A 16,472-nucleotide genomic window follows, 5' to 3' on the forward strand; every position below is an offset into this window, starting at 1 on the left:
CGAAAGCGAGTCTGAATAGGGCGTTTAGTACGTGGTCGTAGACCCGAAACCAGGTGATCTACCCATGTCCAGGGTGAAGTTCAGGTAACACTGAATGGAGGCCCGAACCCACGCACGTTGAAAAGTGCGGGGATGAGGTGTGGGTAGCGGAGAAATTCCAATCGAACCTGGAGATAGCTGGTTCTCCCCGAAATAGCTTTAGGGCTAGCCTTAAGTGTAAGAGTCTTGGAGGTAGAGCACTGATTGGACTAGGGGTCCTCATCGGATTACCGAATTCAGTCAAACTCCGAATGCCAATGACTTATCCTTAGGAGTCAGACTGCGAGTGATAAGATCCGTAGTCAAAAGGGAAACAGCCCAGACCGCCAGCTAAGGTCCCAAAGTGTGTATTAAGTGGAAAAGGATGTGGAGTTGCTTAGACAACTAGGATGTTGGCTTAGAAGCAGCCACCATTTAAAGAGTGCGTAATAGCTCACTAGTCGAGTGACTCTGCGCCGAAAATGTACCGGGGCTAAATACACCACCGAAGCTGCGGATTGATACCAATGGTATCAGTGGTAGGGGAGCGTTCTAAGGACAGTGAAGTCAGACCGGAAGGACTGGTGGAGTGCTTAGAAGTGAGAATGCCGGTATGAGTAGCGAAAGACGGGTGAGAATCCCGTCCACCGAATGCCTAAGGTTTCCTGAGGAAGGCTCGTCCGCTCAGGGTTAGTCAGGACCTAAGCCGAGGCCGACAGGCGTAGGCGATGGACAACAGGTTGATATTCCTGTACCACCTCTTTATCGTTTGAGCAATGGAGGGACGCAGAAGGATAGAAGAAGCGTGCGATTGGTTGTGCACGTCCAAGCAGTTAGGCTGATAAGTAGGCAAATCCGCTTATCGTAAAGGCTGAGCTGTGATGGGGAAGCTCCTTATGGAGCGAAGTCTTTGATTCCCCGCTGCCAAGAAAAGCTTCTAGCGAGATAAAAGGTGCCTGTACCGCAAACCGACACAGGTAGGCGAGGAGAGAATCCTAAGGTGTGCGAGAGAACTCTGGTTAAGGAACTCGGCAAAATGACCCCGTAACTTCGGGAGAAGGGGTGCTTTCTTAACGGAAAGCCGCAGTGAATAGGCCCAAGCGACTGTTTAGCAAAAACACAGCTCTCTGCGAAGCCGTAAGGCGAAGTATAGGGGGTGACACCTGCCCGGTGCTGGAAGGTTAAGGAGAGGGGTTAGCGTAAGCGAAGCTCTGAACTGAAGCCCCAGTAAACGGCGGCCGTAACTATAACGGTCCTAAGGTAGCGAAATTCCTTGTCGGGTAAGTTCCGACCCGCACGAAAGGTGTAACGATTTGGGCACTGTCTCAACCAGAGACTCGGTGAAATTATAGTACCTGTGAAGATGCAGGTTACCCGCGACAGGACGGAAAGACCCCGTGGAGCTTTACTGTAGCCTGATATTGAATTTTGGTACAGTTTGTACAGGATAGGCGGGAGCCATTGAAACCGGAGCGCTAGCTTCGGTGGAGGCGCTGGTGGGATACCGCCCTGACTGTATTGAAATTCTAACCTACGGGTCTTATCGACCCGGGAGACAGTGTCAGGTGGGCAGTTTGACTGGGGCGGTCGCCTCCTAAAGTGTAACGGAGGCGCCCAAAGGTTCCCTCAGAATGGTTGGAAATCATTCGTAGAGTGCAAAGGCATAAGGGAGCTTGACTGCGAGACCTACAAGTCGAGCAGGGACGAAAGTCGGGCTTAGTGATCCGGTGGTTCCGCATGGAAGGGCCATCGCTCAACGGATAAAAGCTACCCCGGGGATAACAGGCTTATCTCCCCCAAGAGTCCACATCGACGGGGAGGTTTGGCACCTCGATGTCGGCTCATCGCATCCTGGGGCTGTAGTCGGTCCCAAGGGTTGGGCTGTTCGCCCATTAAAGCGGTACGCGAGCTGGGTTCAGAACGTCGTGAGACAGTTCGGTCCCTATCCGTCGTGGGCGTAGGAAATTTGAGAGGAGCTGTCCTTAGTACGAGAGGACCGGGATGGACGCACCGCTGGTGTACCAGTTGTTCTGCCAAGGGCATAGCTGGGTAGCTATGTGCGGAAGGGATAAGTGCTGAAAGCATCTAAGCATGAAGCCCCCCTCAAGATGAGATTTCCCATAGCGTAAGCTAGTAAGATCCCTGAAAGATGATCAGGTTGATAGGTTCGAGGTGGAAGCATGGTGACATGTGGAGCTGACGAATACTAATAGATCGAGGACTTAACCATATAATATGTAGCAATGTTATCTAGTTTTGAAGGAATATGCCTTCATAGTTTGGTGATGATGGCAGAGAGGTCACACCCGTTCCCATACCGAACACGGAAGTTAAGCTCTCTAGCGCCGATGGTAGTTGGGACCTTGTCCCTGTGAGAGTAGGACGTCGCCAAGCAACTAAACACGAGTCAAATGACTCGTGTTTTTTCGTGTTTTCTTTTATAATCCATAGTAATTAAAAAAATATGCTTAAATAATTACTATTTTGATTAAATGCAGGGGAATGTGGCTAGGATAGTGAATAAGCAAAAGAGTTGCAAATTTTATTAATACGTATATAATTAAAGTCAAAGATAGTCAAAGTCAATAAAGGTGGCGGATAAATGAGAAATATATCTGATATCATTGAGCAATATCTAAAGCAAGTTATTGACTTAAGTAATAATAATGTGATTGAAATCAAAAGAAATGAGATTGCGGATCGATTCGAGTGCGTACCATCTCAAATCAATTATGTAATCAATACCCGTTTTACATTAGAAAGAGGATTTGTAGTAGAAAGTAAACGTGGTGGAGGAGGTTACATTCGCATTATAAAAGTCAAACTGCATGATGATATAGACATTATTGATCAAATGCTTCATATGATTGATCATAGCGTTGCACAAGGGAATGCAGAGAGTATGATTATACGTTTATTAGAAGAGGGAATCATAACAGGCCGTGAAGCAAAATTAATGTTAAGTGTACTAGATCGTTCTGTATTATCAATGGATATTCCTTCTCGAGATGAACTTAGGGCTCGAATATTATGCGCAATGTTAAGAACACTGAAATATAAATAAATACAGCTTTTGTAAAAGAATGATAATTAAGATAGGGCAGTTAAATATTGTAGAAGTTTTGAAAAAGAGCATGTACTTTTATCTGAGTGGATTAAGGAAAGAGGACAATCTAGTAATGTATGAAAAGTATCATGAGGTAGATCGTTCCTGTTGTAAAGGTGGGGATATTGATGACTTGTCAAAACTGTAATATAAGACCAGCAACTTTACATTATACAAAAGTAATCAACGAGAAGAAGGCGGAAGTTCATCTTTGTGAGCAATGTGCGGAGCAAAGTGGCTATACGTCTTTCTTTCAATCATCACAGTCTAACTTTTCATTTCATGATGTATTTGCTGGTTTATTACACGGTGAATCAACAATGTTTGGAGAAGGAAAAAACGGGTTTTCAAATACAAATACAGTAAGATGTCCAGATTGTAAGATGACATATGAACATTTTACAAAAGTGGGACGCTTTGGTTGTGCTTCTTGTTACGATACATTTAAAGGACACTTAAACCCATTGTTAAAGCGACTTCATGGTGGACATACAGAACATTGTGGAAAAATTCCGGAACGAATGGAAGGAAATATCCACTTAAAGAAAGAATTAGATGAACTAAAACTTATTCTGAAACAATATGTACAGAATGAGGAGTTTGAGAAAGCTGCTGAGGTAAGAGATGAGATTCGAGGGCTTGAAACTCAGCTTAGTGAGCATAGAGAGGGGGAGTAGTTCTATGTCACTGGACAAAATTATGAATGAAGCGATTAGTCCATGGATGAAGGGGGATGGCCCTGATTCTGATATTGTTTTAAGTAGTCGAATTCGTTTGGCTCGTAATTTTAAGCAATATCAATTTTCTACTATGCAAAACGAAGAGGAAGCTCAAAAGGTTCAAGAATTATTTAAAAAGAAATTTATAAATAAAGCGGTAGAGCCCTTTGGGAAGTTTGGACTATTAAAAATGAATGAACTAACTCCTCTTCAAAGGCGAGTTTTAGTCGAAAAGCATTTAATTAGTCCAAATCTAGCAGGGACCGAATATGGAGCATGTCTGTTATCAGAAAGCGAACACATTAGTGTGATGCTTAATGAGGAAGACCACATTAGGATTCAGTGCCTATTTCCAGGACTACAGTTATCAAAGGCGCTTCAAAGCGCCAATCAAATAGATAATTGGATTGAGAAAGAGGTTGAATATGCTTTTGATGAATCACTTGGATATATTACGAGTTGTCCTACTAACGTTGGTACAGGATTAAGAGCTTCTGTAATGATTCATTTACCAGGGCTGGTTTTAACAAAAAGAATTAGCCGTATTATACAAGTAATTCAAAAATTAGGTTTAGTAGTAAGAGGAATATACGGTGAAGGTAGCGAAGCGTTAGGTAATATATTTCAAGTATCAAATCAAATGACGTTAGGGAAATCCGAAGAAGATATTATTGCAGATTTAAAGAGTGTCATGCAGCAAATTATACAACAAGAAAAATTGGCCAGAGAATTAATTGTACAAAATTCGAGCATTGAGCTTGAAGATAAGGTTTATCGTTCTTACGGTATACTAGCAAACAGTCGTTTAATTCAATCTGCAGAAGCGGCAACTTGCTTATCGGATGTACGACTCGGTATTGATCTAGGATATATAAAAGGTATATCGAGAAATATTTTGACTGAGCTAATGGTTCTTACGCAACCTGGTATTTTACAACAATATGCAGGAGGACCTTTAGGACCAGAAGAAAGAGATTATCGAAGAGCAACCTTAATCCGTGAGCGATTACGTATTGAAAAAAACTAAGCGCAAGTAGGAGGCGATTTCTATGATGTTTGGAAGATTTACAGAAAGAGCACAGAAAGTATTAGCTTTATCTCAAGAGGAAGCAATTCGCATTGGGCATAATAACATTGGAACAGAACATATTTTACTTGGGCTTGTACGCGAAGGTGAAGGAATTGCAGCAAAAGCGTTAATTGCTCTTGGATTGAGCCCGGAGAAAGTGCAAAAAGAGGTAGAAGCGTTAATTGGACGTGGAACAGAAGCTTCTCAAACTGTACATTATACACCTCGTGCTAAAAAAGTTATTGAATTGTCTATGGATGAAGCGCGTAAGCTAGGACATTCTTATGTTGGAACAGAACATATTTTACTTGGCTTAATCCGTGAAGGTGAAGGTGTAGCGGCACGTGTATTAAATAATTTAGGTGTAAGCCTCAACAAAGCAAGACAACAAGTGTTACAACTTCTTGGAAGTAACGAAGCAAGTTCAGGTCACCAAGGTGGTTCATCGACAAATGCAAATACACCGACACTAGACAGTTTAGCGCGCGACTTAACAGTTGTTGCACGTGAGAATCGTTTGGATCCTGTTATTGGACGTAGTAAAGAAATTCAACGTGTAATTGAAGTGTTAAGCCGTAGAACAAAAAACAATCCAGTGTTAATTGGAGAGCCTGGTGTAGGTAAAACAGCAATTGCTGAAGGGTTAGCACAGCAAATCGTAAATAATGAAGTTCCTGAAACGTTAAGAGATAAGCGTGTTATGACACTAGATATGGGAACAGTGGTAGCTGGGACGAAATATCGTGGTGAGTTTGAAGATCGTTTAAAGAAAGTAATGGATGAAATACGTCAAGCAGGGAATATTATTCTATTTATTGATGAACTTCATACATTAATCGGTGCAGGTGGAGCAGAAGGTGCAATCGATGCATCGAATATTTTAAAACCATCTTTAGCACGCGGAGAATTACAATGTATTGGTGCGACAACTTTAGATGAGTATCGTAAATATATTGAAAAGGATGCAGCTTTAGAGAGACGTTTCCAGCCAATTCATGTTGATGAGCCGAGTCTAGAAGAATCAACTCAAATCTTGAAAGGATTACGCGATCGTTATGAGGCGCATCACCGTGTGTCTATTACAGATGATGCAATTGATGCAGCTGTAAAACTTTCAGATCGTTATATTACGGATCGTTTCTTACCAGATAAAGCAATTGATTTAATTGATGAAGCTGCTTCAAAAGTTCGCTTGCGTTCTTATACAACACCACCAAACTTAAAAGAGCTTGAAGTGAAGCTTGAGGAAATTCGAAAAGAAAAAGATGCGGCTGTACAAAGTCAAGAGTTTGAAAAGGCTGCTTCCTTACGTGATATGGAACAACGCTTACGTGAGAAATTGGAAGATACAAAACGTCAGTGGAAAGAACAACAAGGAAAAGAAAATTCAGAGGTTACGGTAGAAGATATTGCAAATGTCGTTTCTACATGGACACGTATCCCTGTTTCTAAACTTGCACAAACAGAGACTGATAAATTATTAAACTTAGAATCCATTCTTCATGATCGTGTCATCGGTCAGGATGAAGCTGTAGTGGCTGTAGCGAAAGCTGTTCGTCGTGCAAGAGCAGGATTGAAAGATCCGAAACGTCCAATTGGTTCATTTATTTTCTTAGGGCCAACAGGTGTAGGTAAAACAGAATTAGCAAGAGCATTGGCAGAATCTATGTTCGGTGATGAGGATGCAATGATTCGCATTGATATGTCTGAGTATATGGAGAAACATTCAACTTCTCGCTTAGTTGGTTCTCCTCCAGGATATGTTGGGTATGAAGAAGGCGGACAATTAACAGAGAAGGTTCGTCGTAAGCCTTATTCAGTTGTCCTATTAGATGAAGTAGAGAAGGCACATCCTGATGTATTTAATATTCTACTACAGGTATTGGAAGATGGTCGTTTAACTGATTCTAAAGGACGTACAGTTGATTTCCGTAATACGATTGTTATTATGACGTCTAACGTTGGTGCTGAGGCGTTAAAACGTAACAAACATCTTGGATTTAACGTACAAGATGAAAGCCGTGATTATTCGGATATGAAAGGTAAAGTAATGGATGAGCTGAAAAAGGCATTTCGTCCAGAATTCTTAAACCGTATTGATGAAATTATCGTATTCCATATGCTTGAGAAAAAACATATTCAAGAAATTGTGACTCTTATGGTAAATCAGTTAGTGAATCGCTTAAAAGAACAAGAAATTGAATTGCACTTAACAGAAGGAGCGATTGCAGCTATTGCTGATAAAGGGTTTGATCGTGAATATGGTGCTCGTCCACTACGTAGAGCAATTCAGAAGCATGTAGAAGATAGACTATCGGAAGAACTTTTAAAAGGTGCTATTGAGAAAGGTCAAAAAGTTATCTTTGATGTAGAAGGGGAAACATTTGTCATTCATAGTGCTGAAAAGGTAAAATAAGTATAGACAAACTAAGAGGGCTACGAGATAGCCCTCTTTCTTGTACGAGAAGGTCAAATGTTTATAGATGAAAGCGAAGTGAAATATAAAAAGATATGGCTAAAAAGAAAACAAAATTCACATGTCAAGAGTGTGGTTATCAATCACCAAAATATATGGGTAAATGTCCAGGGTGTGGTCAATGGAATTCGCTTGTTGAAGAGATGGAACCCGTTGTATCATCCAGACGCCTAAATTATGCAAATGCAATTCAAACAGAAGTAACAAAACCAAGACGTCTTACAGAAGTAGAAACAAAGTCTGAGGCACGTATTGAAACAAAATTTCAAGAGTTTAACCGTGTACTAGGTGGCGGAATTGTAGATGGATCTTTAGTACTTATTGGTGGGGACCCTGGGATTGGAAAATCAACGTTATTATTACAGATTTCCTCGCAATTAGCAGATGCTTCATATGATGTATTGTATATATCAGGTGAGGAGTCAGCAAAGCAGATTAAACTTCGTGCAGATCGTTTACATGTAAATGGTAGTAATCTATTTGTTGTATCAGAGACAGATTTACAGCGTATTGCAGCACATATTGAAGAGATGAATCCTGCTTTTGTTGTTATTGATTCTATTCAAACGATACATTTACCTGAGGTAACATCAGCTCCTGGTAGTGTGGCGCAAGTACGTGAATGTACAGCAGAATTAATGAAACTTGCAAAAACAAAGGGAATCCCAATTTTCATCGTAGGACATGTGACAAAAGAAGGTGCAATTGCGGGACCGCGTATGCTAGAACATATGGTTGATGCAGTTCTTTACTTTGAAGGAGATCGACACCATACATATCGTATTTTACGAGCTGTAAAGAATCGTTTTGGTTCTACGAATGAAATGGGTATCTTTGAAATGAAAGAACTTGGCCTTGCAGAAGTCTTAAATCCTTCTGAAATTTTCCTTGAGGAAAGACCAGTTGGAGTTGCAGGTTCAACAGTAGTTGCCTCAATGGAAGGAACAAGACCAGTTTTAGTAGAAATACAGGCATTAATTTCCCCTACTAGTTTTGGAAATCCTCGAAGAATGGCGACAGGAATTGATCATAATCGTGTCTCGCTTATTATGGCGGTACTAGAGAAAAGAACAGGTTTACTATTACAAAATCAAGATGCGTATTTAAAAGTAGCTGGTGGTTTGAAATTAGACGAACCGGCAATTGATTTAGCTGTCGCCTTAAGTATAGCTTCAAGTTTTAGAGATAAATCTACGGCACCAACTGATGCGGTAATAGGAGAAGTTGGATTAACTGGAGAAATAAGAAGAGTATCAAGAATTGAACAACGTGTACAAGAAGCAGCTAAATTAGGATTTCAACGTGCTATCATTCCTAGAAAAAATTTAGGGGGATGGACAATTCCAGAGGGGATTGAGGTTGTAGGTGTTTCTAATTTGGGAGAAGCGCTTCGTTTGACATTAGGAGGCTAGGCTATGGAAGAAAATAAGCAACGTGTCAAAAGTATGATTAACATTTTACAGCTCGTGGCCCCAGGAACACCACTGCGCGAAGGGATAGATAATGTACTTCGCGCACAAACGGGGGGACTAATTGTTCTTGGGTATAATGAGCAGATTAAAAGCATTGTTGATGGTGGTTTTCATATTAATTGCGCATTCTCTCCTGCTAGTTTATATGAATTAGCAAAAATGGATGGAGCACTTATTTTAAATGAAACTGGAAGTAAAATTTTAATTGCAAACGCACAGTTAGTTCCAGATTCATCTATTGATTCTATTGAAACAGGTATGCGTCACCGAACAGCAGAGCGTGTAGCAAAGCAGACGGGCAGCCTTGTTGTGGCCATTTCACAAAGACGTAATGTAATTACGCTATATCAAGGGAACTTACGTTATACATTAAAAGATATAGGTGTCATTTTAACGAAGGCAAATCAAGCAATTCAAACGCTAGAAAAATATAAGGCTGTATGGAATGACGGCATTACGAATTTGGGTATTCTAGAATTTGAAGAGGTCGTTACAATGTCCGAGGTGGTTCACGTTTTACATAGTGTTGAAATGGTGCTGCGTATTAAAAATGAAATATTGAGCTATATTCATGAGTTAGGAACAGAAGGTAGGTTAATTCGTTTACAGCTTACAGAATTACTAGCTGATTTAGAGGCAGAGGCAGCATTGTTAATTAAAGATTATCACCAGGAGAAAACACAAGACCATCATCAAATCTTGAAAAAGTTACAAGATCTTGCAAATACACAACTTTTAGAGGATAGTGATTTAGTTAAATTGCTTGGCTATCCAGGACAAACAAGTTTAGAAGAAAGTGTGACACCTAGAGGGTACCGAATCACAAGCAAGATTTCTCGTGTTCCGCCACTTATTATCGAGAATTTAATTAATCGATTTAAAACATTGCAAGGTGTTTGCCGAGCAACTATTAATGAATTGGATGATGTGGAAGGAATTGGAGAAGTGAGAGCGAAGAAAATACGAGAAGGTCTAAAAAGAATTCAAGAGCATCTCTATATGAGTAGACACAATTAAGAATATTACATTGATTCTATAATATAACGACACTAGAACATTTTTGGTATATGATATGATATATTGGTAAATAAAACTATTTACAAAAAAACACGTCCGCTTTTGCATTCGGCGTTTTGATTAGCGAAACAATGGTTAATAATGAGTAGGAGGTGGTTGGATGTTAAAACGGATTGTACAGCTCTTCTTTTTAGTGATCGGGGGAGCGTTAGGGATTTACTTAATCCCCAAAATTATTAATGTATTAGATATCGGTGCGGTTCCTTTGTTGGAAGGATCGTATGTTCGTGCAATTATTGGTGCAATTATTTTATTTTTAACAACATTTTGGCTTGTAGATTATATTGTTCAACTTATTAAGCATATTGAAGAGGCTCTTGTAAAGGCGCCTGTAGCAGATGTTTTATTTGGTACATTAGGATTAATCTCTGGTCTTATTGTTGCATATTTAATTTTGATACCAATTCGTGAATTTACAATTCCAGTTATTAGTACGGTGTTGCAAGTGTTCTTCACCCTTTTACTTGGATATTTAGGATTCCAAGTAGGATTTAAAAAAAGGAATGAATTGCTAGGATTATTTACATTACCCCAACGCGGAGGTAAGAAGAAAAACAATAGTGAGAATGAAGAGGTAGAGGTCGAAGCAGAAAAATCTACGACTCATTGGAAAATTCTCGATACGAGTGTAATTATTGACGGACGTATTGCAGATATTTGCCAAACAAAGTTTTTAGAAGGAACAATTGTCATTCCGCAATTCGTATTAGAAGAGCTTCAGCATATTGCCGATTCTTCAGATGCTTTAAAGCGTAATCGTGGCCGCAGAGGGCTAGACATTTTAAATCGTATTCAAAAGGAGATGCCAATTCCGGTAGAAATTTATGAAGGCGATTTCGATGATATCCAAGAAGTAGATAGCAAGCTTGTAAAGTTGGCAAAAATCACTGGTGGAACTGTAGTAACAAACGATTTCAATTTAAACAAAGTTTCTGAATTACAAGGGGTTACGGTGTTAAACATTAATGATTTAGCTAATGCGATTAAACCAGTCGTACTCCCTGGTGAAGAATTAAGTGTTTATGTTGTGAAAGATGGTAAAGAACAAAATCAAGGTGTTGCATACTTAGATGATGGTACGATGATTGTAGTAGAAGATGGTAGAGAGTATGTGGGTTCACAACTTGACGTACTTGTTACTAGCGTATTACAAACATCGGCTGGTCGTATGATTTTCGCAAAACGTAAATTGCTAGAAAAAGCATTATAAGTAGAGGATTATTAATATGTATACATTAATTATTCCGGCAGCAGGCCAAGGAAAACGAATGGGTGCTGGTAAAAATAAGTTATTTTTACTTATAGATGAAGTACCAATTATTGTGCACACATTGCGTGCTTTTGAAAAAGATAAAGCGTGCAAAAGTATTATTATGGCAATTAATGAAGAAGAACGCCCGTATTTTGAAGAGTTAATGCAGAAGTACCAGATTGAAAAGCACGTACAATTCATTCAGGGTGGAGCCGAAAGACAAGATAGCGTCTATAACGCACTTCAGTATGCGAGTGGTGTCGAATATGTTCTTGTGCATGACGGGGCGCGCCCGTTCGTAACGAATAAAGTGATTCGCGATGTATTAACTGCAGCAGAAAAATATGGAGCTTCCATTTGTGCAGTGCCAGTAAAAGATACTGTTAAGAAAGTAGAGCAGGGTGTTGTTGTAGAAACGGTAGAGCGATCTCAACTTAACGCTGTACAAACACCACAAGGATTCTCTGTTTCTCTTTTGTTAGAAGCTCATAGAAGCGCAAAGCAAAGTTGTTTTCTTGGCACAGATGATGCAAGTCTCGTAGAACGTGTTGGGAAGCAAGTAGGTGTAGTAGAGGGGAGTTACTATAATATTAAAGTGACGACTCCGGAAGATCTATTAATTGCTGAAAGTTTCCTACGTGTTCAAAAGAAATAACATTGATGACGTGTTAATAAAGAAAAGCTCGGCAACAGCCGGGCTTTTCTTTATAAGGATAGCGATATAATATAGAGTCATAAAGCTCAGTAGTTTAGCTTAAGGAGGAAGTAAGGATGTTTCGAATTGGACAAGGTTTTGATGTACATGAATTTGCGGAAGGGCGCCCGTTGATTATCGGTGGAATTACAATTCCACACGAGAAAGGATTAATCGGCCATTCAGATGCAGATGTATTGTTACATACGATTGCTGATGCATGTTTAGGTGCGATTGCAGCAGGAGATATCGGAAAGCATTTTCCTGATACAGACCCAGCTTTTAAAGATGCAGATTCAGCTGTATTGTTACAAAAAGTTTGGGAATTTGTGCGTGAACAAGGTTACGAGTTAGGAAATTTAGATTGTACAATTATTGCTCAAAAACCAAAAATGGCACCACATATTGAGAGTATGCGTAAGCGCATTAGTGAACTGTTAGAAACGTCTATCGATAACATTAATGTAAAGGCAACAACAACAGAAAAATTAGGATTTACAGGTAGAGAAGAAGGGATTGCTTCTCAAGCGGTTGTTTTATTACAGAAAAAATAATGGTTTTTAATTCGTAAGATGGATAATCACATTTTTTTGGTGTACAATTATAGAATGTGTTGACATTAAGAATGGAAGGTGTACCAATTATGGAAAAGCAAGTGAGAGTGCGCTACGCGCCAAGTCCAACAGGACACTTACATATCGGAAATGCGCGTACGGCATTATTTAATTATTTATTTGCTCGTCATTTAGATGGCAAATTTATTATTCGTATTGAAGATACTGATGTAAAACGTAACGTGGCTGGTGGAGAAGAAAGCCAATTAAAATACTTGAAATGGCTCGGTATGGACTGGGATGAAGGTGTTGATGTTGGTGGTGAATTTGGACCATATCGCCAAACAGAGCGTTTAGATATTTATAAAAAATTATATGAAGATTTATTAGAGCGTGGTCTAGCTTATAAATGTTATATGACAGAAGAAGAGCTAGAAGCAGAGCGTGAAGGACAAATCGCTCGCGGTGAAACACCTCGTTACGCAGGTAACCACCGTGAATTAACTGAAGAACAAGTGAAAGAATTTGAAGCTGAGGGACGTATTCCAAGTATTCGTTTCCGTGTACCAGCTGATCGTGACTACACATTCAAAGATATTGTAAAAGATGAAGTTGCGTTCCATTCAAATGATTTCGGTGATTTTGTTATTGTGAAAAAGGATGGAATTCCAACTTATAACTTTGCAGTAGCAGTAGATGATCATCTAATGGAAATTACACATGTACTTCGTGGTGATGATCATATTTCAAATACACCGAAACAAATGATGATTTATGAAGCTTTCGGCTGGGATATTCCACAATTCGGTCATATGACTCTAATTGTTAATGAAAGTCGTAAAAAGTTAAGTAAGCGTGATGAATCTATTATTCAATTTATTGAGCAATATAAAGAGCTTGGGTATCTTCCAGAAGCAATCTTTAACTTTATTGCACTACTAGGTTGGTCTCCGGTAGGAGAAGAAGAAATCTTCTCTAAAGATGAGTTTATCAAAATGTTCGATGCAGCTCGTTTATCAAAATCACCTGCATTATTTGATTCTCAAAAACTAAAATGGATGAACAACCAGTATATGAAAAAGCAAGATTTAGATACGGTTGTAGAGTTAAGCTTACCGCATTTAGTGAAAGCTGGACGTGTGGGAGAAACTTTAAGTGAACAAGACCAAGCTTGGATTCGTGATGTAATTGCTTTATACCATGAACAAATGAGTTTTGGAGCTGAAATTGTAGAGCTTTCTGAAATGTTCTTTAAAGATCATGTTGATTATGAAGAAGAAGGACAAGAAGTATTAAATGGTGAACAAGTACCTGAAGTACTTCGTGCATTTGCTGGTCAAATAGAAGCTCTAGAAGCAATGGAGCCAGCAGCAATTAAGGCAGCGATTAAAGCAGTTCAAAAGGAAACAGGACATAAAGGTAAAAATTTATTTATGCCAATCCGTGTTGCAACTACAGGACAAACGCATGGTCCAGAGCTTCCGAATGCTATTGCACTTCTTGGAAAAGAAAAAGTTTTAAATCGTCTTCAAAAAGTAATTGGTTAACATTTTCTAGGTTTAGAAATATAATAAGTATACCTAAAACCTAATAAGGAAAAGCGACGAGAAGGAGAAGTAGAAAATCAGGCTTTTTACAGAGAGAACCACCTTTAGGCTGGGAGTGGTTTATAAGCGGATTTTTGAAATGCCCCTTCGAGTCTTCTGCTGAACAGCGAATTGCTTCGTGGGATGTCTTAGGCCGCAAAGTAAGCAGAAGCGGTTTACACCGTTATCATGGATGAGTTTGAGGCTTTTTTAAGCCTAAACAGAGTGGAACCGCGCTTAAAAGGCGTCTCTGTCAATATGACAGAGACGCCTTTTTTTTATACCGTGTAAATAGGTATGAATATAGAATTTATCTCCTTATATAAAGAATTAGGGGAGAAGTGATGAGTTAGGGGAGTTAGTTCGCTCGACAAAAAAGCAGCCCATAAAGGGGAGGGAACACCGATGTTTAAGAGGCTTCGGGAAGATATTGAAGTCGTTTTTGAACAGGATCCAGCGGCAAGAGGTTATTTCGAAGTCATTTTAACTTACTCTGGATTACATGCAGTTTGGGCCCATCGAATTGCACATGCTTTTTATAAAAGAAATTTTTTCTTTCTTGCACGTTTTGTTTCACAAGTGAGCCGCTTTTTTACTGGCATTGAGATCCATCCAGGAGCAACAATTGGTCGACGTTTTTTCATAGATCATGGAATGGGAGTTGTAATCGGAGAAACTTGTGAAATTGGTGATAATGTAACGATTTATCAAGGGGTTACATTAGGTGGTACAGGAAAAGAAAAAGGAAAGAGGCATCCAACAATTCAGGATAATGTATTAATTGCGACGGGTGCTAAAGTTCTTGGTTCTATTACTGTGGGAGAGAATTCTAAAATCGGAGCAGGGTCTGTCGTATTAAAAGAAGTTCCTGCACATTCTACAGTTGTAGGTATACCTGGCCGTGTCGTTATTCAAAATGGAGTAAAGATTGGTCAAGAATTAAATCACTCTGACCTTCCGGATCCGATTTTTGATAAATTAAAGGCTATGGAAGTAGAACTTGATAAATTGAAGAAACAATTGGAATTAAAGGTAGAAAGGAAGGATAAAAATGACTATTCACATTTATAATACGTTAACACGTCAAAAAGAAGAGTTTGTTCCATTAGAAGAAAATAAGGTAAAGATGTATGTATGCGGACCTACAGTTTATAACTACATTCATATTGGGAATGCAAGGCCTCCTATGGTATTCGATACAGTGCGTCGTTATTTAGAATACAAAGGATACGATGTGCAATATGTATCTAACTTTACGGATGTAGATGATAAATTAATTAAAGCGGCAAATGAATTAGGTGAAGATGTACCGACAATTGCTGATCGTTTTGTTGAAGCGTACTTTGAAGATGTAACAGCACTAGGTTGCAAACACGCAACAGTTCATCCTCGTGTAACAGAAAATATGGATATCATTATTGAATTTATTCAAGAACTTGTGAATAAAGGGTATGCATATGAATCAGAGGGTGATGTGTACTTTAAGACGAAGGAATTCGAAGGTTACGGTAAATTATCACATCAACCAATCGCAGATTTACGTCACGGTGCTCGTATTGAGGTAGGGGAAAAGAAACAAGACCCTCTTGATTTTGCTTTATGGAAAGCTGCGAAAGAAGGAGAAATCTTCTGGGAAAGCCCTTGGGGGCAAGGACGTCCAGGATGGCATATTGAATGCTCAGCAATGGCGCGTAAGTACTTAGGGGATACAATTGACATTCATGCTGGTGGTCAAGACTTGGCTTTCCCACATCATGAAAATGAAATTGCGCAGTCAGAGGCATTGACTGGAAAAACGTTTGCACGTTACTGGATGCATAATGGATATATTAATATTAACAATGAGAAGATGTCTAAATCGCTTGGTAACTTTATTTTAGTTCACGATATTATTAAGCAATACGACCCGCAGTTAATTAGATTCTTTATGTTATCAGTACACTATCGTCACCCGATTAACTTTAGTGAAGAGTTATTACAAAGTACGAATAATGGACTGGAAAGAATTAAAACAGCTTATGGAAACTTAAAGCATCGTATGGAGAGTAGTACGGATTTAACGGACCATAATGAGAAATGGTTAGCTGAAATAGAGAAATTCCAGACTGCATTTGAAGAGGCAATGAATGATGACTTTAACACTGCAAATGCAATTACCGAATTATACAACGTAGCAAATCATGCAAATCAATATTTACTTGAAGAGCATACATCTAAAGTTGTGATTGAAGCATACGTAAAACAACTGGAAACGTTATTTGATATTTTGGGATTAGAATTATCAAAAGAAGAATTACTGGATGAAGAAATTGAAGAGCTTATCCAAAAGCGCATTGAAGCTCGTAAAAATCGTGATTTTGCATTGTCTGATCAAATTCGTGACGATTTAAAAGAACGTAATATTATTTTAGAAGATACTGCTCAAGGTACAAGATGGAAAAGAGGATAA

Annotated in this window: 12 protein-coding genes, 2 rRNA genes and 1 other annotated feature (1 of these 15 running past the window's edge); all 14 genes read left to right on the forward strand. The window is 39.2% G+C overall.

What is annotated here, in order from left to right:
* A 23S ribosomal RNA gene (locus tag GD442_RS00500) occupies positions 1 to 2,248 on the forward strand; it begins 674 nt to the left of the window's first position.
* A gap of 48 nt (positions 2,249 to 2,296) precedes the next feature.
* A 5S ribosomal RNA gene (gene rrf, locus GD442_RS00505) occupies positions 2,297 to 2,412 on the forward strand.
* Between the two features lie 208 nt (positions 2,413 to 2,620).
* Positions 2,621 to 3,082 (forward strand): transcriptional regulator CtsR, encoded by a 462-nt coding sequence (gene ctsR / locus GD442_RS00510; protein ID WP_001244565.1) that lies wholly within the window; start codon positions 2,621 to 2,623, stop codon positions 3,080 to 3,082.
* Positions 3,083 to 3,252: 170 nt separating this feature from the next.
* Positions 3,253 to 3,801 carry a protein-arginine kinase activator protein McsA gene (mcsA, locus tag GD442_RS00515; protein ID WP_000128399.1) on the forward strand — a complete coding sequence of 183 codons (549 nt, stop codon included), beginning with the start codon at positions 3,253 to 3,255 and terminating at the stop codon, positions 3,799 to 3,801.
* Between the two features lie 4 nt (positions 3,802 to 3,805).
* Complete coding sequence (gene mcsB, locus GD442_RS00520; protein WP_000050842.1) at positions 3,806 to 4,870, forward strand: protein-arginine kinase McsB; 1,065 nt, start codon at positions 3,806 to 3,808, stop codon at positions 4,868 to 4,870.
* 22 nt (positions 4,871 to 4,892) lie between these two features.
* Positions 4,893 to 7,328 carry an ATP-dependent protease ATP-binding subunit ClpC gene (gene clpC / locus GD442_RS00525; protein WP_000971183.1) on the forward strand — a complete coding sequence of 812 codons (2,436 nt, stop codon included), beginning with the start codon at positions 4,893 to 4,895 and terminating at the stop codon, positions 7,326 to 7,328.
* Positions 7,329 to 7,423: 95 nt separating this feature from the next.
* On the forward strand, positions 7,424 to 8,800 hold the full coding sequence (radA, locus tag GD442_RS00530; RefSeq protein WP_001085202.1) for a DNA repair protein RadA: 1,377 nt from the start codon (positions 7,424 to 7,426) through the stop codon (positions 8,798 to 8,800).
* Positions 8,801 to 8,803: 3 nt separating this feature from the next.
* Positions 8,804 to 9,877, forward strand: coding sequence for a DNA integrity scanning diadenylate cyclase DisA (gene disA, locus GD442_RS00535; RefSeq protein ID WP_000392163.1), 1,074 nt, complete (start codon positions 8,804 to 8,806; stop codon positions 9,875 to 9,877).
* A 160-nt stretch (positions 9,878 to 10,037) separates the two neighbouring features.
* Positions 10,038 to 11,147 (forward strand): PIN/TRAM domain-containing protein, encoded by a 1,110-nt coding sequence (locus tag GD442_RS00540; RefSeq protein ID WP_000919677.1) that lies wholly within the window; start codon positions 10,038 to 10,040, stop codon positions 11,145 to 11,147.
* A gap of 16 nt (positions 11,148 to 11,163) precedes the next feature.
* Positions 11,164 to 11,844: a 2-C-methyl-D-erythritol 4-phosphate cytidylyltransferase gene (gene ispD, locus GD442_RS00545; RefSeq protein ID WP_000288284.1), complete on the forward strand. Its 681-nt coding sequence runs from the start codon at positions 11,164 to 11,166 to the stop codon at positions 11,842 to 11,844.
* 116 nt (positions 11,845 to 11,960) lie between these two features.
* On the forward strand, positions 11,961 to 12,437 hold the full coding sequence (gene ispF, locus GD442_RS00550; RefSeq protein WP_000488386.1) for a 2-C-methyl-D-erythritol 2,4-cyclodiphosphate synthase: 477 nt from the start codon (positions 11,961 to 11,963) through the stop codon (positions 12,435 to 12,437).
* Between the two features lie 89 nt (positions 12,438 to 12,526).
* On the forward strand, positions 12,527 to 13,984 hold the full coding sequence (gene gltX / locus GD442_RS00555; RefSeq protein WP_000415143.1) for a glutamate--tRNA ligase: 1,458 nt from the start codon (positions 12,527 to 12,529) through the stop codon (positions 13,982 to 13,984).
* 47 nt (positions 13,985 to 14,031) lie between these two features.
* Positions 14,032 to 14,278, forward strand: a binding site (T-box leader).
* Between the two features lie 150 nt (positions 14,279 to 14,428).
* On the forward strand, positions 14,429 to 15,094 hold the full coding sequence (gene cysE / locus GD442_RS00560; protein WP_000476497.1) for a serine O-acetyltransferase: 666 nt from the start codon (positions 14,429 to 14,431) through the stop codon (positions 15,092 to 15,094).
* The gene (gene cysS / locus GD442_RS00565; RefSeq protein WP_000152276.1) at positions 15,075 to 16,472 is read left to right on the forward strand and encodes a cysteine--tRNA ligase; all 1,398 of its coding nucleotides are present in this window, start codon (positions 15,075 to 15,077) and stop codon (positions 16,470 to 16,472) included. Before cysE ends, cysS begins: the two co-directional genes overlap by 20 nt.

Origin of the sequence: Bacillus sp. A260, assembly GCF_009861435.1 — a bacterium.
In the GTDB taxonomy this organism is placed as follows: domain Bacteria; phylum Bacillota; class Bacilli; order Bacillales; family Bacillaceae_G; genus Bacillus_A; species Bacillus_A cereus.

Coding starts and splice junctions, on each gene's coding strand:
- mcsB (WP_000050842.1), top strand. CDS start 3,806: ATGTCACTGGACAAAATTATGAATGAAGCGATTAGTCCATGGATGAAG.
- radA (WP_001085202.1), top strand. CDS start 7,424: ATGGCTAAAAAGAAAACAAAATTCACATGTCAAGAGTGTGGTTATCAA.
- clpC (WP_000971183.1), top strand. CDS start 4,893: ATGATGTTTGGAAGATTTACAGAAAGAGCACAGAAAGTATTAGCTTTA.
- gltX (WP_000415143.1), top strand. CDS start 12,527: ATGGAAAAGCAAGTGAGAGTGCGCTACGCGCCAAGTCCAACAGGACAC.
- ispD (WP_000288284.1), top strand. CDS start 11,164: ATGTATACATTAATTATTCCGGCAGCAGGCCAAGGAAAACGAATGGGT.
- GD442_RS00540 (WP_000919677.1), top strand. CDS start 10,038: ATGTTAAAACGGATTGTACAGCTCTTCTTTTTAGTGATCGGGGGAGCG.
- cysE (WP_000476497.1), top strand. CDS start 14,429: ATGTTTAAGAGGCTTCGGGAAGATATTGAAGTCGTTTTTGAACAGGAT.
- ispF (WP_000488386.1), top strand. CDS start 11,961: ATGTTTCGAATTGGACAAGGTTTTGATGTACATGAATTTGCGGAAGGG.
- ctsR (WP_001244565.1), top strand. CDS start 2,621: ATGAGAAATATATCTGATATCATTGAGCAATATCTAAAGCAAGTTATT.
- cysS (WP_000152276.1), top strand. CDS start 15,075: ATGACTATTCACATTTATAATACGTTAACACGTCAAAAAGAAGAGTTT.
- disA (WP_000392163.1), top strand. CDS start 8,804: ATGGAAGAAAATAAGCAACGTGTCAAAAGTATGATTAACATTTTACAG.
- mcsA (WP_000128399.1), top strand. CDS start 3,253: ATGACTTGTCAAAACTGTAATATAAGACCAGCAACTTTACATTATACA.